The 17,018-nt window shown below is 72.8% G+C and carries 20 protein-coding genes and 1 pseudogene; 8 read left to right on the top strand and 13 right to left on the bottom strand.

All coding sequences use genetic code 11. The features are described from left to right. Positions 1-66 precede the first annotated feature (66 nt). The 3 genes from P3T35_RS26080 to P3T35_RS26070 all read right to left on the bottom strand — a co-directional run bounded on the left by P3T35_RS26080 (position 67) and on the right by P3T35_RS26070 (position 2,434). Complete coding sequence (locus P3T35_RS26080) at positions 67-1,284, bottom strand: molybdopterin molybdotransferase MoeA (RefSeq protein WP_101380712.1); 1,218 nt, start codon at positions 1,282-1,284, stop codon at positions 67-69. Next, positions 1,281-1,556, bottom strand: a complete 276-nt coding sequence (locus P3T35_RS26075) for a DUF6457 domain-containing protein (protein WP_101380711.1) — start codon at positions 1,554-1,556, stop codon at positions 1,281-1,283. Before P3T35_RS26075 ends, P3T35_RS26080 begins: the two co-directional genes overlap by 4 nt. Before the next feature lie 140 nt (positions 1,557-1,696). After that, positions 1,697-2,434, bottom strand: coding sequence for an MBL fold metallo-hydrolase (locus P3T35_RS26070; RefSeq protein ID WP_101380710.1), 738 nt, complete (start codon positions 2,432-2,434; stop codon positions 1,697-1,699). Here P3T35_RS26070 and P3T35_RS26065 point away from each other — a divergent pair. Then, positions 2,433-2,804 carry a hypothetical protein gene (locus tag P3T35_RS26065; protein ID WP_101380709.1) on the top strand — a complete coding sequence of 124 codons (372 nt, stop codon included), beginning with the start codon at positions 2,433-2,435 and terminating at the stop codon, positions 2,802-2,804. The two genes, P3T35_RS26070 and P3T35_RS26065, sit on opposite strands and share 2 nt — an antisense overlap. A 145-nt stretch (positions 2,805-2,949) precedes the next feature. On the opposite strand, the gene P3T35_RS26060 is transcribed toward P3T35_RS26065, so the two are convergent. Then, positions 2,950-3,588 (bottom strand): class I SAM-dependent methyltransferase, encoded by a 639-nt coding sequence (locus P3T35_RS26060; protein ID WP_218976797.1) that lies wholly within the window; start codon positions 3,586-3,588, stop codon positions 2,950-2,952. Further along, positions 3,565-4,200: pseudogene (locus P3T35_RS26055) on the bottom strand (HAD family hydrolase); the annotation flags it as partial. The pseudogene P3T35_RS26055 and the gene P3T35_RS26060, both read right to left, overlap by 24 nt. 103 nt (positions 4,201-4,303) lie before the next feature. On the opposite strand from P3T35_RS26055, the gene P3T35_RS26050 reads away from it, so the two are divergent. Then, complete coding sequence (locus P3T35_RS26050) at positions 4,304-4,627, top strand: DUF1330 domain-containing protein (RefSeq protein ID WP_101380707.1); 324 nt, start codon at positions 4,304-4,306, stop codon at positions 4,625-4,627. Positions 4,628-4,727: 100 nt separating this feature from the next. Continuing rightward, positions 4,728-5,438, top strand: coding sequence for an MBL fold metallo-hydrolase (locus P3T35_RS26045; RefSeq protein WP_101380706.1), 711 nt, complete (start codon positions 4,728-4,730; stop codon positions 5,436-5,438). 10 nt (positions 5,439-5,448) lie between these two features. Here the strand turns inward: P3T35_RS26045 and P3T35_RS26040 are convergent, their stop codons facing one another. Then, on the bottom strand, positions 5,449-5,814 hold the full coding sequence (locus P3T35_RS26040) for a GatB/YqeY domain-containing protein (RefSeq protein WP_101380705.1): 366 nt from the start codon (positions 5,812-5,814) through the stop codon (positions 5,449-5,451). A gap of 98 nt (positions 5,815-5,912) precedes the next feature. On the opposite strand from P3T35_RS26040, the gene P3T35_RS26035 reads away from it, so the two are divergent. After that, positions 5,913-6,479: a TetR/AcrR family transcriptional regulator gene (locus P3T35_RS26035; protein WP_101380704.1), complete on the top strand. Its 567-nt coding sequence runs from the start codon at positions 5,913-5,915 to the stop codon at positions 6,477-6,479. Here the strand turns inward: P3T35_RS26035 and P3T35_RS26030 are convergent. Continuing rightward, the gene (locus tag P3T35_RS26030; RefSeq protein WP_101380703.1) at positions 6,469-7,137 is read right to left on the bottom strand and encodes a M15 family metallopeptidase; all 669 of its coding nucleotides are present in this window, start codon (positions 7,135-7,137) and stop codon (positions 6,469-6,471) included. The genes P3T35_RS26035 and P3T35_RS26030 overlap by 11 nt on opposite strands. A gap of 33 nt (positions 7,138-7,170) precedes the next feature. Next, positions 7,171-8,682: a replicative DNA helicase gene (gene dnaB, locus P3T35_RS26025; protein ID WP_101385051.1), complete on the bottom strand. Its 1,512-nt coding sequence runs from the start codon at positions 8,680-8,682 to the stop codon at positions 7,171-7,173. Between the two features lie 338 nt (positions 8,683-9,020). Between dnaB and P3T35_RS26020 the strand changes: the two genes are divergently transcribed. After that, entirely contained in the window at positions 9,021-10,379 is a 1,359-nt protein-coding gene (locus P3T35_RS26020; RefSeq protein ID WP_101380702.1) for an MATE family efflux transporter, read from the top strand. Between the two features lie 147 nt (positions 10,380-10,526). Here P3T35_RS26020 and rplI read toward each other — a convergent pair whose 3' ends face one another. From rplI to rpsF, 4 genes are all read right to left on the bottom strand, one after another. Continuing rightward, positions 10,527-10,967 carry a 50S ribosomal protein L9 gene (gene rplI, locus P3T35_RS26015; RefSeq protein ID WP_101380701.1) on the bottom strand — a complete coding sequence of 147 codons (441 nt, stop codon included), beginning with the start codon at positions 10,965-10,967 and terminating at the stop codon, positions 10,527-10,529. 17 nt (positions 10,968-10,984) lie between these two features. Beyond that, positions 10,985-11,221, bottom strand: a complete 237-nt coding sequence (gene rpsR / locus P3T35_RS26010) for a 30S ribosomal protein S18 (protein ID WP_030304537.1) — start codon at positions 11,219-11,221, stop codon at positions 10,985-10,987. 75 nt (positions 11,222-11,296) lie between these two features. Continuing rightward, positions 11,297-11,905, bottom strand: coding sequence for a single-stranded DNA-binding protein (locus P3T35_RS26005; protein ID WP_101380700.1), 609 nt, complete (start codon positions 11,903-11,905; stop codon positions 11,297-11,299). A 99-nt stretch (positions 11,906-12,004) separates the two neighbouring features. Beyond that, positions 12,005-12,295 carry a 30S ribosomal protein S6 gene (gene rpsF, locus P3T35_RS26000; protein ID WP_101380699.1) on the bottom strand — a complete coding sequence of 97 codons (291 nt, stop codon included), beginning with the start codon at positions 12,293-12,295 and terminating at the stop codon, positions 12,005-12,007. A gap of 302 nt (positions 12,296-12,597) precedes the next feature. On the opposite strand from rpsF, the gene P3T35_RS25995 reads away from it, so the two are divergent. The 3 genes from P3T35_RS25995 (at position 12,598) to P3T35_RS25985 (ending at position 15,364) form a co-directional block, all read left to right on the top strand. Continuing rightward, a complete protein-coding gene (locus tag P3T35_RS25995) occupies positions 12,598-12,909 on the top strand; it encodes a hypothetical protein (protein WP_101380698.1) in 312 nt (103 codons plus the stop codon). A 215-nt stretch (positions 12,910-13,124) separates the two neighbouring features. Continuing rightward, positions 13,125-14,243: a peptidoglycan bridge formation glycyltransferase FemA/FemB family protein gene (locus P3T35_RS25990; protein WP_101380697.1), complete on the top strand. Its 1,119-nt coding sequence runs from the start codon at positions 13,125-13,127 to the stop codon at positions 14,241-14,243. 50 nt (positions 14,244-14,293) lie between these two features. Then, positions 14,294-15,364: an alanine racemase gene (locus tag P3T35_RS25985; RefSeq protein WP_101380696.1), complete on the top strand. Its 1,071-nt coding sequence runs from the start codon at positions 14,294-14,296 to the stop codon at positions 15,362-15,364. 50 nt (positions 15,365-15,414) lie between these two features. Here P3T35_RS25985 and P3T35_RS25980 read toward each other — a convergent pair whose 3' ends face one another. Further along, positions 15,415-16,983 carry a glycosyltransferase 87 family protein gene (locus P3T35_RS25980; RefSeq protein ID WP_101380695.1) on the bottom strand — a complete coding sequence of 523 codons (1,569 nt, stop codon included), beginning with the start codon at positions 16,981-16,983 and terminating at the stop codon, positions 15,415-15,417. Positions 16,984-17,018: the final 35 nt, after the last annotated feature.

The raw sequence follows: 17,018 nt of genomic DNA, 5'->3' as shown, positions 1-17,018 counted from the left end.
GCGCGGGTCCGGTGGGCGAACCGCGCGGCCGCCCGAGCTGACCGGTAGTCAGGGCCTAGGCGCCCGTCAGTTCGGCACCGGCAGCAGCTCCACCCTGCCCCTGGCCGGCACCCCGCCGGGCGGCAGCACGGCCAGCGCGTCCGCCAGCGCCAGCCCGCGCAGCATCGCGGGGCCGTCGAAGGCGAGCGGCACCGGGCCGTCCTCGGTCAGCCGCACGGGGAGCAGCCGGGTGTCGGCCGGCAGCCCGCGCAGCCCCTGGGACGTCCGGGTGAACCGGCCACCGGCAGACCGGCCGACCAGCGCGTGCAGCAGCGGCAGCGCCAGGGTGACCGTGCCGGCCACCGCGGCCAGCGGATTGCCGGGCAGCCCGACCAGGTGGCGGACCGGGCCGCCGGGCCGGACCGGCGGCAGCTCCGCGAGCAGCATCGGATGGCCGGGGCGGACCGCGACCCCGTCCACCAGCAGCCGGGCGCCGCACTCGGCCAGCGCGGCGTGCAGGAAGTCCACCGGCCCGGCGGCCGTCCCGCCGGTGGTGATCACCACCTCGGCGGCCGAGTGGCGCAGCGCGTCCCGCAGCAGGCCGAAGTCGTCCCGCACCGCGCGGCGGCCGAGCAGTTCGGCGCCGGCGGCGGCCAGCCAGGGCTGGAGCATCGGGCCCAGTGCGTCGCGGACCAGGCCGGGCCCGGGCAGCCCCGCCGTCAACAGCTCGTCGCCGAGCACCAGCAGCTCGACCGTGGGGCGCCGGCGGACCATCAGCCGGTCGTGGCCGCAGGCGGCCGCCAGGCCGAGGACCGCCGCGGTCACCAGGGTGCCCGCCGGCAGCAGCTGCTCGTCCAAGCGGCACTCCTGGCCGCGCGGCCGGACGTCCTTGCCGGGACCGGGCTCGCCGGTGGCCCGCAGCGTGCGGGCCACCGGGGCGGGGCCGCCCGACACCCGGCCGTCCTCACGCCGCAGCACCGCGGTGGCGCCCGGCGGCAGCTGGGCGCCGGTGGCGATCTCGGTCGCCCAGCCGTCGGCCAGCGGCGGCGGGGTCCGGCCGGCCAGCACCTGCCCGGCCAGCCGCCACGGCCCCGGCCCGGCCACCGCCCAGCCGTCCATCGCGGAGGTGTCGAAGGCCGGCAGATCGGTGAGCGCGGTCAGCGGCTCGGCCAGCACCTGGCCGAGGGCATCGGCCGGCTCGGTGTCGGCACCGGGCAGCAGCCGGCGGGCACCGGCCTGCCGGGCGGTGTCGCGGGCCTGCGGCCAGGGGACGATGGCGAGCCCGCGGGCCGCCGTCGCGGTCACGGCTGCTCCGCGGACCCGTCGGAGGCGGCGTCCTGCGCCCACCGCTCGGCGAGTGCGGTCATCCGCCGCGCCGCCGCGCTGACGGCTTCGGCGCCGCCCCCGCGCGCCGCCGCGGCGTAGCCGACCAGGAAGGCGGTGAGCGGGGCGGCGGGGCGCTCCACCCCGTGCGCGACCACCCGGGTCATGTCGAGCAGTTCCCTGATGTCGGCCGTCAGCTCAATGCCCAGCTCAGCGGCGGCCTCGGCCATCCAGTCGTCCAGCGTGCGTCCCATGGGGCACCATGCTGCCCGATCCGGACGACGGCGCGATGCTCCGGGTGTGAGCGGCATGGGTCGTTTCGCTCACGCGGCGGGTCCGCGCACGGTGAGAGCCGCAGGCCATCCCGCCCCCACGGACGGCGGCCCGGTGGCGCTCAGCCGGGCGTCACGGTGTTGGCCTGCGCCCCCTCCGTCAGGAACAGCGGCAGGGTGAGCCGCCCGTAGCGCTCGCCCATCGCGGTGATCAGCGCCTCCGGGTCGTCGGGGTGGTGGGCCAGCAGCCGGTCGAAGTCCCGCAGGTAGCCGCGGGTGAAGTCGAGCACCCGGTCCGCGTCGTCGTCCTGCTCCGGGGCCCGGTGGCCGGCCACCACCCACTCGGCGCCGAGGCCGGCGATCCGGTCCAGGTTGGCCTGCCAGGCGGCCCGCTGCTCGGTGGTGGTCTCGGCGGTCCGCAGGTGGGTGCCGTTGAAGGCGAAGTCGCCGGCGATCACGGTGCGCGAGCCCGGCACGTGCACCACGGTGGAGTGCGCGCAGTCGGCCTGCCCCAGCAGCAGCACCCGGATCAGCTGGTGGTCGATCATCAGCGGCAACGGGCGCAGCGGACGCGGCACCAGCGGGTGCTCCGGAACGCCGTCGCCGAAGATCGGCCGCAGCTCGGCGCGGTGGCGTACGCCGTTGCTGGCGATCTCCCCGACCACCGGCGGAGCGGCGAGCACATGGGCCTGCGGGAAGAGCCGCAGCACCTCCTCGACGCCGAAGTAGTGGTCGGGGTGCGGGTGGGTGATCAGCACGGCCACCAGGTTGCGGCCCTTGCCGGCGATCCACTCGGCGAGCTCGCGCCCGGCGCTCCGGGTGGGCTGCGCGTCCACCAGGACGGCGTCGCGGGCGCCCATGATCAGGGTGGAGGTGGTGAAGAAGGCCGACTCGGGGCCGCTGAAGACGGCGATCTCCAGCGGCGGTGCCGGCGGCTGGGCGGCGGTCGAGCCGTTCGGTCCGCCCGCTCGGCCGTGCGCCGGGACCGGCCCCAGGTTCCGCGCGGACGCCGGCTCGGACGCCGGCCTGCGCGCGAGCTCGAACGACGCCTCGGCCGCCTCGGCGGCAGCAGGCCCCGCCCCGGACGATGGCTCGGGCCCCGCCCCGGACGATGGCTCCGGCTCCGGTTCGGCCGACGGCTGCGGCGCCGAGGCGGGCCCGGACGACGGCCCGGACGACGGCTCGGACGACGGCTCGGACGATGGCGTCGGCGGCACGGGCGCTCCCTGATCGGCGGCGGGCAGGTCGCCCCCAGCATGGAAGGCCCGCCCCGCCCACGCCCGGCAGACGCGCCCGGCCGGGTGAGCCGACGCGGTGTGAGATCCCCCACCACCAGCCCCCCGGGCCGACCACGCGCCAGCCGCTTGATCGCCCGTCAGTCCCGGACGAACCCGAGCTCGCTCCACCGCACATCCGCCCGCCCGTGCAGGTCGCTGCGCTCGTCCCGGTGCACCAGGCGCAGCCCGGCAGCCCGGGCCTGGCCGAGCAGCTCGGCGTCCGGCACCTCGAACATCCGCCGCCCGGCCGGCACCGGACCGTGCCGCACCGTCAGCACCAGCGTGCCGCCGGGCGCCAGGAGCTCCAGCACCCGCTCGAACGCCCGGGCCCGCTCCGCCGGGGACAGGTGCATCCACACCGCGGTCCCCATGATCAGGTCGAACGGGCCGGTGATCCCCGGCAGCTGCGGCAGCGCCCCGGCCACCCACTCGATGTCGACGCCCGCGTGCCGCCGCCGTCCCAGCTCCCGCAGCTCGGCCACCGGCTCCGCGGCGGTCACCCGGTAGCCGCGCCCGGCCAGCGCGGCGGCGTCCCGCCCGGTCCCGGCGCCCAGGTCGAGCACCTGCGCCGGGGCCGGCGGCAGCAGCGGCAGCACCCGCTGGTGCACCTCCTCGAAGCCGACGCCCTCGTACTGCTCCAGCAGCGCCTCGGCCTGCGCCGCGTAGCCCGCGGTGCCCGCCGTCCCCGCCTGGCCCGCGCCGCCCAGCTTCTCCAACAGCGCCGGCAGCTCCCGCATGTCCGTGAAGACCAGCGCGCCCTCCGCCTCCAGCCACTCGGCGGGCGTCACCCCGCCCGCGTACCCCAGCACCCGCATCCCGGCCGCGCGCGCCCCCCGCACCCCGTACTGGCTGTCCTCCACCACCACGCAGGCCTCGGGCCGCACGCCCATCCGCTGCGCCGTGTGCAGGAAAAGGTCCGGAGCCGGCTTGCCGTGCCGCACCTCGGTCGCGCTGAAGATCCGGCCGTCGAACCAGTCGTACAACCCGGTCCGGCCCAGGGTGTGCCGCATCTTGTCGTGGCTGCCACTGGAGGCGACGCAGCTCGGCAGCCGCAGCTCTTCCAGCGCCTCCCGGATCCCGGGCACCACGGTCAACTCCCGTTCCACCGCCTCGCGGTGCAGCTCCTCGAAGCGGCGCTGGAACGGCACCACCGCCTGCGCGCCCAGCCGCTCGGCGACCTGCTCGCCGATCGACGCGGTCGACCGGCCGACGAACCGCTCCACCACCTCGTCCGCACTCAGCGGCCACCCCAGCTCCGCCCCCACCGCCACGGTGGCACGCACCGCGATCGGCTCGGTGTCCACCAGCACGCCGTCGCAGTCGAAGACCACCAACTCGATATCCGTCATCGGGCCAGGCTAGCCAGCTACCTATGCACGACTGATTCGGGTCCGGCCCCAACTGCCTACTGTCATCACCACAGCGAACCGCGAACATCACACGGAGGACACCATGGCCGCCTACGCCCTCGCCCACATGCACTCGGTCGACTTCGGTCCGCAGATCATCGAGTACCTGGAGAGGATCGACGCCACCCTGGACGACTTCGGCGGCCGGTTCATCGTCCACGGCAACCCGATCGAGCTGGTCGAAGGCAGCTGGGACGGCAACCTGATCATCATCGAGTTCCCCGACCTGGAGCGGGCCCGGGCCTGGTACGACTCCCCGCAGTACCAGGAGATCCTGCCGCTGCGCACCGAGAACTCGGTCAGCGACACCCTGCTGGTCGGCGGCATGCCGGAGGGCTACCGGGGCGCCGACTCGTTGAAGCACTGACCGCTGGCCGCCCGACTCCCCGTTCGCCCAGCGGGAACGACGGTCAGCTGTCGGCCCAAACGTACTGACCGCACGTCAGTTCACCTCTACCGTCCATCCCATGGACCTCATCGAGCTCACGCCCACCGTCTGGCAGCTCCCGCTCCCGATCGGCCACGTCCACCTGGTGCGCCGGGAGGACGGCTTCGCGGTCGTCGACACCGGCGTCCCCGGTACCGCCCCCGCCATCCTGGCCGCCCTGCACGAACTCGGTGCCCGGCCCGCGGAGCTGCGCCAGATCGTCCTCACCCACTCGCACTTCGACCACATGGGCTCCGCCGCCGACCTGGTGGCGGCCACCGGCGCCGAGGTGCTGGCCGGCGCCGTCGACGCCCCCGTGATCAGCGGCACCGAGCCCGAGCCGGCGGCGCAGCTCACCCCCACCGAGGCCGAGCTCTACAAGAAGGTCACGGCGGGCTACACCGAGGCCTCGCTGCGCCACCTGCCGGTGGACCGCACGCTGGCGGACGGCGAGGAGCTGGCCGGCTGGGGCGAGCCGGTCCAGGTGCTCCACGTACCGGGGCACACCTTCGGCGCCATCGCCCTGCACCTGCCCGAGAGCGGCGTGCTGTTCCCCGGCGATCTCATCGGCACCGGCCCCGATGCGGCCCACCTCGGACCGTTCAACGTCGACCGGGCGCAGGCCATCGCCTCGTTCCACCGGCTGGCAGCGCTCACCCCGAAGGTCCTCTGCCCGCCGCACGGCACCCCGTTCACCAGCGGGGCCGCCGACCTGCTGCGCGCGGCCACCCCGGAGCTGGACTGGGTCTGACCCGACCCCCTCAGGCCAGGTAGGCAGCCAACACCCGGGCCTCGGCGCGCAGTTGCTCGGCCCGGGTAGGCTGCCCGGCCTGTTCGTACTGCTCGGCGGCGGCCTCCCGCTCGGCCACCTCGGCGGCCAGCAGCTCGACCTCCTGGGCTTCGGTCAGCTCACGGCGCTCCGCCTCCGCCGCGCCGGCGCCGATCGGGATCTGGCCGATCGCCAGGTTGCGATCGGCGTCCGCGTCCCGCTCCACCGCCTCGGCGTTCTCCAACAGGCCCAGGGCCACCCGCAGTACGCCGACCGTCGCCCGGTCCCGCCCGCGCATCGCCTCGGTCAGCCCGGCCCGCAGCCGCTCGCGCAGCGCACTCCTCGTTCCGTTCACCATGTCGGCGACGATACGGAGCGGGCCGCCGCGGCAGCGAGTGCTTTTCCACCGCCTCCCTATAGTGGCAAGCATTCACTCACCCGTCAGGAGGAGGGCGCTTGAGCACCCGAGAGCGGATCCTGGACGCCGCCGCCGAGGTCCTGCGCGCACAGGGCGTCGCCCAGACGACGACCAAGCAGATCGCGCGCGTCGCCGGCTGCTCCGAGGCGCTGCTCTACAAGCACTTCCACGACAAGGAGGAGATCCTCCTGCATGTGCTGCGGGAGCGGATGCCGGCCTTCCCGACCACCGCCGTCCCGGGCGAGGGCACCGTGACGGAGAACCTGACCGCCACCGCCCACCAGGCACTGCGCTTCTACCGGGACGCCTTCCCGATGTTCGCCTCCCTGTTGGCGCAGCCCACCCTGATGACCGCCGCCCGCGAATCGCTGGCCAAGTACGGCGCGGGCCCGCAGCTCCCGATCGCCCAACTCGCCGACTACCTGCGGGCCGAACAGCGGCTCGGCCGGGTCCGCGCCGCCGCCGACGCCGAGGCCGCCGCGGCCCTGCTGTTGGGCGCCTGCTTCCAGCAGGGCTTCCTGCGCTACTTCCACCAGGACGGCGACTTCCCGGCCGGCGCCGCCGCCGACCTGGTGGCGGGGCTCCTGCCGCTGCTCAACTCGTAGCCGGATCAAGCTCCTTGGGCCCGTAGAGGGCGGCCGCCGCGCCGGTCTGCAGGGCCCAGTAGCGGTCCCCGTACGACCAGTGCCACCACTCCGTCGGGTAGTTGACCAGACCGGCGGCGGTGAGCGCGCTCCCCAGAGTCTCCCGAAGGGCGCGAGCCTCCTCGCCGATGTTCTCCGCCGCCGTGTAGCAGGCGCCGGCGCTCTCCTCGGGAGTGGCGTTCATCCGGGTGCCCAGGTCGAGTTCACGGCCATCGGCGTCCGCCAGTGTCAGGTCGACGGCCGCACCGGCGCTGTGCGGTGCGATCTCGGGCGGCGACACGTACCGGCTGGCCGCCTCCCGCACCCGCTCGGCGGACCACCCCGGCCGCTCGGCCCGCAACCGCGCCGCGTACTCGTCGAAGTAGCGCCGCTGCAGGGCCGGCGGGCGGTACCCCTCGACGAACAGCAGCCGCATCCCGTCCGGCAGTTGGGCCTGGGCCTCGCCCAGCCGGGCGAGCACCCCGTCCCGCAGCCAGCCGAACGCCCCTGCGGAGTCATGCCACTTGCGCTGGTCCACCAGCAGCCGGCCGTCCTGCCGCACGTCCACCAGCCGTTCGCCGCACTCCCGAACGGGTATCGCCGCGACCCTCGGGTCGGCCATCAAGATGATCTCGGTCATGCGGTGATCATCCCGCGCCGAGCTGAGCCACCGTCAGTCCCGGGTCATGTCCACGAAGCGCGAGTAGTGGCCCTGGAACGCCACGGTGATGGTGGCCGTCGGACCGTTACGGTGCTTGGCGACGATCAGGTCGGCCTCACCGGCGCGCGGCGACTCCTTCTCGTAGGCGTCCTCGCGGTGCAGCAGGATGACCATGTCGGCGTCCTGCTCGATGGAGCCCGACTCACGCAGGTCCGAGACCATCGGCTTCTTGTCGGTGCGCTGCTCAGGGCCACGGTTCAGCTGGGAGAGCGCGATCACCGGGACCTCCAGCTCCTTGGCCAGCAGCTTGAGGTTACGGGACATGTCCGAGACCTCCTGCTGACGGCTCTCGGCCCGGCGCGAACCACCGGACTGCATCAGCTGCAGGTAGTCGATGACCACCAGCTTGAGGTCGTTGCGCTGCTTGAGGCGGCGGCACTTGGCCCGGATCTCCATCATCGACAGGTTCGGCGAGTCGTCGATGTACAGCGGCGCCGCCGTCACGTCCGGCATCCGCCGCGCCACTCTGGTCCAGTCGTCATCCGTCATGTTGCCCGACCGCATGTGGTGCAGCGCGACCCGCGCCTCGGCCGACAGCAGACGCATCGCGATCTCGTTGCGCCCCATTTCGAGGGAGAAGATCACGCTGGGCAGCGCGTTGTGGATCGAACAGGCCCGCGCGAAGTCCAGGGCGAGGGTCGACTTACCCATCGCGGGTCGGGCCGCGATGACGATCATCTGACCCGGGTGCAGGCCGTTGGTCAGGGCGTCCAGGTCGGCGAAGCCGGTGGGGACGCCGGACATCTGGCCCTGTCGGGAGCCGATGGCCTCGATCTCGTCGAGGGCGCCCTCCATGATGTCGGCCAGCGGGGCGTAGTCCTCGTTGGTGCGCTGCTCGGTGACGGCGTAGATCTCGGCCTGGGCGGCGTTGACGATCTCGTCCACGTCGCCCTCGGCGGCGTAGCCCATCCCGGCGATCCGGGTGCCGGCCTCGACCAGGCGGCGCAGCACGGCGCGCTCGTGGACGATCTCCGCGTAGTACTCGGCGTTGGCGGCGGTGGGGACGGAGTTGACCAGGGTGTGCAGGTAGGTGGGGCCGCCGACCCGGCTGAGCTCGCCGCGCTTGGTGAGTTCGCTGGCGACGGTGATCGGGTCGGCCGGCTCGCCGCGGGCGTAGAGGTCGAGGATCGCGCTGTGGATCAGCTCGTGGGCCGGGCGGTAGTAGTCGATCGGCTTGAGGACCTCGACCACGTCGGCGATGGCGTCCTTGGAGAGCATCATGCCGCCGAGCACGGACTGCTCGGCGGGGATGTCCTGCGGCGGGACCCGCTCGAAGCCCTCGGCGCCGCCCTGGCGCTCCCGGTCGCCGTCACCGTCCCGCTTGCGGAAGTCACCCTTGCGGAACTCGCCGCCCTTGCGGAACTCGCCGTTGCCCTGGCGGCGGGCCGCCGGGAGGCGGTCGCTGGGGGTGTCGGTGGGGAAGTCCTCGGGGCCGAGCCAGTCGTCCTCCGGGGGCGGCGGCACGTCGTTGTCGTCGTACTGGGTGCCGGTCACGCGTGATCCCCGTTCAGCGAGCGTGCGAGTGGTGCGAAGGGTGAACGACCACGCTACGGGGACGGCCGGGCCAGGGCCAAGCCGGATCACCCGAGTTATCCACAGGGGGTGTGGATGGTTCTCCCAAGTCTGTGGACAACAGCCCGAAACCTGTGCACAAGCATGGGGACAGTCCTGTGGATAACCAGACGATCTCTTCGGTGTCAACTCGCTGACCTGCAGGAACTCTGTCCACCGGCTGTGCATGAGAAAAACTTCACACGCCCGTACCACCCCTGCGGACCCCTGTGGATGGCTACCGTGCCACCATGCCCGCTCGCACATTCGACCTCCCCCCGCCTTCGACCGGGAGAGGCCCCCACCGCCGGTACGACCGGGAGATCCTCGCCCTGGCGATCCCGGCCTTCGGCGCCCTGGTCGCGGAACCGCTCTTCCTGATCGGCGACTCGGCGATCGTCGGGCACCTGGGCACCGCCCAGCTGGCCGGCCTCGGGGTGGCGGGCACCGCGCTCACCACGCTGACCGGGGTGTTCGTCTTCCTCGCCTACGCCACCACCGCGGCGGTCGCCCGGCGGATCGGTGCCGGGGACCGCCGGGCGGCCGTCCAGCAGGGCCTGGACGGCCTCTGGCTGGCCCTGTTGCTGGGGCTGCCGCTGGCCCTGCTGTGCTGTCTGCTGGCGCCCGGCGTGGCCGACGCACTGGGCGCGTCGAGCACCGCCGCACCGTACGCGGTGACCTACCTGCGGATCAGCGCGCTCGGGATCCCGGCGATGCTGCTGGTGCTGGCGGCCACCGGGGTGCTGCGCGGCCTGCAGGACACCCGGACCCCGCTGCTGGTGGCCATCGGGTCGTTCTCCGCCAATCTGCTGCTCAACGTGGGGCTGGTCTACGGCGCGGGGCTCGGGGTGGCCGGCTCGGCCTGGGGCACGGTGCTGGCGCAGACCGGGATGGCGGCGGTCTATCTGGCCGTGGTGGTGCGCGGCGCCCGGCGGGAGCGGGCCGGGCTGCGGCCGCACCCGGCCGGGATCCGGGCCTGTGCCCGGGCCGGCGGGCCGCTGCTGGTCCGCACCCTCTCACTGCGGGCGATCCTGGTGCTCGCCACCGCGGTGGCCGCCCGGCTGGGAGACCAGCAGGTCGCGGCCCATCAGATCGCGATGACGCTGTGGAGCTTCCTGGCATTCGCGCTGGACGCCATCGCGATCGCCGGGCAGGCGATCATCGGACGCTGCCTGGGGGCCGGCGACCCGGTGGGCGCGCGGGCGGCGACCCGGCGGATGACCCAGTGGGGGATCGGCTCAGGGGTGGTGCTCGGGCTGCTGACGGTCGTCGCGGGACCGCTCTACACGCCGCTGTTCACCGCCGACCCCGGGGTGCGCCACCAGCTCACCGGGGTGCTGCTGCTGCTCGCGCTGACCGAGCCGGCCTGCGGGCTGGCCTTCGTGCTGGACGGGGTGCTGATGGGCGCCGGCGACGGCCGGTACCTGGCCTGGGCGATGCTCGCCACCCTGGCGGTCTTCGCGCCGGTGGCACTGGCCCTGCCGGCCCTGGGCGGCGGACTGGCCGGCCTCTGGTGGGCGATGAACCTGATGATGCTGGTCCGCGCGGCCTTCCTGGTCGGCCGGATGCGCACCGGCCGCTGGCTGGTCACCGGGGCGGTCCGGGCCTGAGCAGCAGGACCGGCCTGAGCTGCGCCGCCTGAGTGGTGCGGGCCTGAGCGGTGCGGGCCTTCGAACGGCCCGGAAACGCCCGAGGGCCGGGGCCTCCCATGCGGGAGGCTCCGGCCCTCGGGGTCACGACCAGTGGTGCGCCTGGACTCAGGCGACGACCAGGTCGAGGTTGGCCTGAACGTCAGCGTGGAGCTTGACGGCGACCTTGTGGGTGCCCACGGTCTTGATCGGCGAGGCGATCGTGACGGCACGCTTGTCCACCGCCGGGCCGCCGGCGGCCTTGACGGCCTCGACGACGTCGGCCTGGGTGACCGAGCCGAACAGGCGGCCGGCGTCACCGGAGCGCACCTTCAGCTTCAGCTGCAGGCCCTCGAGGGTGGCCTTGACCTCGTTGGCCGCCTCGATGGTCTGGATCTCGTGGATCTTGCGAGCGCGACGGATCGCGTCGACGTCCTTCTGGCCGCCCTTGGTCCAGCGGATGGCGAAGCCACGCGGGACCAGGAAGTTGCGGGCGTAGCCGTCCTTGACCTCGACGACCTCGCCGGCGCTGCCGAGGCCGGCGACCTCGTGGGTGAGGATGATCTTCATTCTTCGGTCACCCTCTCTTAGCGCGCGGTGCTGGTGTAGGGCAGCAGCGCCATCTCACGGCTGTTCTTCACGGCCGTGGCGACGTCACGCTGGTGCTGGGTGCAGTTGCCGGTGACCCGGCGGGCACGGATCTTGCCGCGGTCGGAGATGAACTTCCGCAGCAGGTTCGTGTCCTTGTAGTCAACGTAGTTGACCTTGTCCTTGCAGAAGACGCAAACCTTCTTCTTCGGCTTGCGAGCAGGCGGCTTCGCCATGGTGTGCTCCAAATGAGGATCACGATCCGGGTCCGTCGCAAGGACGGGCCCCGGTTCGCACGAAATCTGTCAGCTCTAGAACGGAGGCTCTTCCGAGAAGCCGCCACCCGACGGCGCACCCCAGCCACCGCCACCGGCGTTGCCGCCGGACGGCGCACTGGACGCCCACGGGTCGTCGGACGGGCCGGACTGGCCGCCGCCGGAGTTGCCACCCCAGCTGCCGCCACCCTGGTTGCCGCCCTGGCCACCCCAGCCGCCCTGGCCGCCGCCCTGCTGCGGGCCGCCGCCAAAGCCACCACCGCCACCGCCGCCGGGACCGCGGTTGGCCCGCGTCACCTTGGCGGTCGCCGAACGCAGGCTCGGGCCGACCTCGTCGACCTCGACCTCGAAGACCGTCCGCTTCTCGCCTTCCTTGGTCTCGTAAGACCGCTGGCGCAGTCGGCCCTGCACGATCACGCGCATGCCGCGCTGCAGCGACTCGGCCACGTTCTCCGCCGGCTGACGCCAGACGTTGCACGTGAGGAAGAGGCTTTCGCCGTCCTTCCACTCGTTGGTCTGGCGGTCGAAGGTGCGGGGAGTGGACGCGATGCGGAACTTCGCGACCGCCGCACCCGAGGGGGTGAAACGCAGCTCGGGGTCGTCGACGAGATTGCCGACGAGGGTGATGACGGTCTCGCCTGCCATGGTGTGCTGACCTCTCGGGAGGAGGAGTTCCGTTCAGCGATGTTTCACGTGAAACATCGGACGCGAGCCCTCGGGACCGTCAACGGTCCCGCAGGTGGCTCAGTGGGTGTCCGGGCGCAGGACCTTGGTCCGCAGAACCTGCTCGCTCAGCGACAGCTGGCGGTCAAGCTCCTTGACGACCTCAGGCGTGGCCTTGAGGTCGATGACCGAGTAGATGCCCTCGGGCTGCTTCTTGATCTCGTACGCCAGGCGACGACGCCCCCAGGTGTCGATCTTCTCAACGGTGCCGCCGCCAGTGCGGACGACGTTGAGGAAGCTCTCGATCAGGGGGGAGACAGCGCGCTCCTCGACCGACGGGTCGAGGATGACCATCACCTCGTAGTGACGCATGGGTAAACCCACCTCCTTTGGACTCAACGGCCACGGTCTCTCCGTGGCAGGAGGGTTGTACGGCGTCGGCACTGGTGGTGCACCGACCCACAGCCACCGTAGCGGCCGGGTCTGACAACCGGCCCCCGGTGGCCTGCTTGAAGGCATGCGGGGGCACAGATACACCAGTGCAGATCGCACAGCCTACCCGCACCCATCCGGCCGAACAAAACGCCCATCGATTGCCGCCCGGTCTCAAGCGGCGCAATCTGGGCAGAACGGGTTCATCAGCATCGCCCGGCCCCCGCTGGAGGTGGGTTTCCATGGCACAGACCATCCGCCGAGTCCCCGCGTTCACCCTCAACACCGACGGCCACTCGCACCCCAGGGAGAACACCCTGGTCGCGCTGACCGCCGTGCTCGGTGTGCTGGCGTTCACCTCGTCGTTCTTCCACAACCTGCACCTGTTGAGCTCCTGGAGCGGCCTGATCGGCGTGATCACCGGCCTGTGGGGGCAGTTCATCTCGGCCACCACCGCCGAGCGGTTCGTCCTGGTGATCGGCATCGCGATGTCCGCCTTCGGCCTCGGCATCGCCCTGGCCCACGGCGGGCTGTTCGGCGGTGCCGCGGGCTAGTCGCCGACCGGTTGCGACGGCCGTGCGAGCCCCGGCGCGAGCACGGCGCATGAGACGGCGCTCCCGCTGCGGGGGCGCCGTCTCGCTACCCCGGGCCCCGGCGCCGCCCCCGCTCTAGGGTTCGATCGAACGCGCCGTGCCGGACCCGCCCAAAGCGGACCTTTCGGGCGTTAGGGTCAAGAGTCAACAAAATCTTCCAAGGGAGCACCCGGAGCATGAGCCTGCGTCTGAGGACGATCACCCGTGAGGAGCACCTCGCCTTCGTGCGCAGTCGGCCCTCCGTCAGCCATATGCAGGTGCCCTCCTGGGGTGAGGTCAAGTCCGAGTGGCGCCATGAGTCGATCGGCTGGTTCGACGCCTCCAACACCCTGGTCGGTGCCGGCCTGGTGCTCTACCGGCAGCTGCCCAAGCTCAAGCGCTACCTGGCCTACCTGCCCGAGGGCCCGGTGATCGACTGGTTCGACCAGGACCTGGACCGCTGGCTCCGCCCGATGCTGGGCCACCTGAAGGAGCAGGGCGCCTTCTCGGTGAAGATCGGGCCGCCGGTGGTGATCCGCCGCTGGGGCGCCGCGACCGTCAAGGAGGCGGCGGCCGGCGGGCAGGCCAAGCGGCTGCGCGACGTGGATCCGGACTGGTACGAGCCGCGGGCCTTCGCGGTGGCCGAACGGCTGCGCAAGGCCGGCTGGCGGCAGGGCGAGGACGGCGGCGCCGGCTTCGGTGACGTCCAGCCGCGCTACGTCTTCCAGGTGCCGCTGGCCAACCGCTCGCTGGACGACATCCAGCGCAACTTCAACCAGCTGTGGCGGCGCAACATCAAGAAGGCCGAGAAGAGCGGCGTGGAGGTGGTCCAGGGCGGCTACGACGACCTGCCGGTCTTCCACCAGCTCTATGCGCTGACCGCCGAGCGGGACAAGTTCACCCCGCGCCCACTGGCCTACTTCCAGCGCCAGTGGCAGGTGCTGACCGCCGAAGACCCCAACCGGATGCGGCTCTACCTGGCCTACCACCAGGGCGAACCGCTGGCCGCGACCACCATGCTGACGGTCGGCCAGCACGTCTGGTACTCCTACGGCGCCTCGGCCAACCACAAGCGCGAGGTCAAGCCGTCCAACGCGGTCCAGTGGCGGATGATCCGGGACGCCTACGCGCTCGGCGCGGGCGTCTACGACATGCGCGGGATCAGCGACACGCTGGACGAGGACGACCCGCTCTACGGCCTGATCCAGTTCAAACTGGGCACGGGTGGTCAGGCCGCCGAGTACCTGGGCGAATGGGACTTCCCGGTCAACAAGCTGCTCCACAAGGCGCTGGACCTCTACATGTCGCGCCGCTGACCACGTCCGACCGCACCGCCGCACCGCCCCCTCCAGCACGGAGCGCACCAATGACCCTTTCGCTGTACGTGGACACCGACCGCTGGCGGGACCACCAACACGCCGTACTGGCCGAGTTCCCCGGGCTGGTGCCGGTGGCGAAGGGCAACGGCTACGGGCTGGGCAACCTGCGGCTGGCGCGGGAGGCGGAGCTGCTGGGCACCGGCCTGCTGGCGGTCGGCACCGCGACGGAGGCGGGCGAGGTGCTCGCCGCCGGCCACCCCGGCGAGGTGCTGGTGCTCACCCCGTACCGGGTCGGCGAGCCGGCCGTGGCGCTGCCCGGGCCCGACGCCCCGGCCCGGGTGCTGCGCACCGTGGCCAGCCTGGAGGCGCTGCGGGCGCTGGCCGGGGCCCGGGTGGTGGTGGAGTGCATGACCAGCATGCGCCGGCACGGGATCACCCGGGCCGACCTGGCGCACTGCGCGCAGGCCGGGGCAGGCCAGGTCGAGGGCTTCGCGCTGCACCTGCCGCTGGACCGGCCGGACCGCAGCAGCCCGATCGCCGAGGTGGCCGGCTGGGTGGCCGCGATCACCGCGGCCGGGATGCCGGCCCGGACCGTCTACCTCAGCCATCTGAGCGCCGCCGGGGTGGCCGAGCTGGCCCGCCACCACCCGGAGACGGTGTTCCGCTCCCGGATCGGCACCCGGCTCTGGCTGGGCGACGTGGCGGCGCTGGAGGCGCGGGCCACCGTGCTGGACGTGACCCCGGTGCGCCGCGGCGAGCGGTACGGCTACCGGCAGCACAAGGCGCCGTCCGAGGGCCACCTGCTGGTGGTCTCCGGCGGCACCGCGCACGGCATCGGCATGGAGGCCCCCAAGTACCTGCACGGGATGCTGCCCCGGGTGAAGGGGATCGCCCGGGCCGGGCTGGCCACCGTCAACCGGACCCTGTCGCCGTACCAGTGGGGCGGCCGCCAGCTCTGGTTCGCCGAGCCGCCGCACATGCAGGTGAGCATCCTCTTCCTGCCCGGCGGCGCCAAGCCCCCGGCGGTGGGCGACGAGCTGGCGGTGACGGTGCGGCACACCACCACCCACTTCGACCAGGTTCTTGACCATCACGGCTGCCTGGACCGTCAGGTCTGAGCGGCGCCGTCCGGCCCGGCGCGCCCCGCGTCCTCGGTGGCCGCCACCGGCTACGCCTCCAGCACGTCCCGGGGGACGTCCTCGGGGGTGTCCCGGGGCGCCGCCCAGTCCACCTCGTCGGCCGGGGCCGGCGGCAGGTACTCGGCCAAGGGCGCCTCGTCGCGCCGCCGGCGGGCGGCGCCCAGCACGAAGGCGTCCGGCGCGAAGTCCAGCACCCCGCCCGACGGGTCGTCGCTGCCGTCCCAGCGCACCGGGTCGCGCTCCGGGCGCAGGACGTCGCGGACCACCATGCAGCACAGGTAGAGCGTGCCGGCCAGGTGCAGGATGATCGCGAAGTGGTACCAGTCCTGGCCGATGCCGTGCTGCTTGGCGTCCCCGGTGTAGGCCAGGTAGGACCAGATGCCGAGGTAGTAGAGCACCTCGCAGGCCTGCCAGATCAGGAAGTCGCGCCAGCGCGGCCGGGCCAGCACCGCCAGCGGCAGCAGCCAGAGCACGTACTGCGGCGAGTAGACCTTGTTGGTGAGCACGAAGGCGGCCACCACCAGGAAGACCAGCTGGGCGTAGCGGGGCCGCCGCGGAGCGGTCAGCGCCAGCCAGCCGATCGCCAGGCAGAGCCCGATCAGCAGCCCCGCGATCCAGGCGTTGAGGGTGCCCAGCGCCTGGTTGCGGTCCTGCATCAGGATCATCCAGAAGGAGCCGAAGTCCTCCTTGCGGCTCTGGCTGAAGGTGTAGAAGGTCTTCCAGCCGTCCCAGCTGGCGATCATGATCGGCAGGTTGACCACCAGCCAGGCACCGACCGCGGCGCCGGCGGCCTGGCCGAAGGCCCGCCAGCGGCCGGCCCGCAGGCAGAGCACCAGCAGCGGCCCGAGCAGCAGCAGCGGGTAGAACTTGGCGGCGGTGGCCAGGCCGATGAAGACGCCGGCCCAGATGGGGCGGCTGCGCGCCCAGTAGGCCATCGCGACGGCGGTCAGCGCCACCGCGAGCAGGTCCCAGTTGATGGTGGCGTTCAGCGCCAGCACCGGGGCCAGCGCGAACAGCAGCGCGTCCCAGGGGCGACGGCGGTGGGTGCGGGAGAGCGCGACCACCGTGACCACCGCGCAGATCAGCAGCATGGCGGCGTTGACCATCCAGAACCACTGCTCGCGGCCCTGGATCGCCCCGGTGGTGGGGGTCAGCCAGCCGGCGATCTGCATGAACAGACCGGTCAGCACGGGGTACTCCAGGAACTTCATGTCCGGAGTGGGCAGCGGGATCTGGTCGAGGTACGGGTGCAGGCCGTAGGCCAGGCCGCGGGCCGAGTAGAGGTGCGGGATGTCGCTGTAGCAGGCGTGGGTGTACTGACTGGTGACGCCGTAGAACCAGCCGCTGGTGTAGCAGGGCAGCTTCTGGACCAGGCCGAGGCAGTAGGTGAGCACGGTGGCCAGTGCCAGGAAGCGGACCGGGACCCACCACGAGACCCCGAGCAGCGCCCGGCGCCCGGGCGGGCCGCCGATCAGCTCGCTGCCGGCCGCCGAGACCGGGTCCTCGTCCGCGGGGACGACCACGGTGTTGGGCAGCGGGCCTTGCGGCTGGACCGGGACGGCCTCGGCGGCGGTCTGGTCGCGCGTGCTGGACGTCATGGCCGACATACTGCCGCACGCGTGCCGATCCGACG

This window comes from Kitasatospora sp. GP30, from assembly GCF_029892145.1.
Taxonomy (GTDB): domain Bacteria; phylum Actinomycetota; class Actinomycetes; order Streptomycetales; family Streptomycetaceae; genus Kitasatospora; species Kitasatospora acidiphila.
This window is presented reverse-complemented; position numbering and strand designations above follow the sequence as displayed.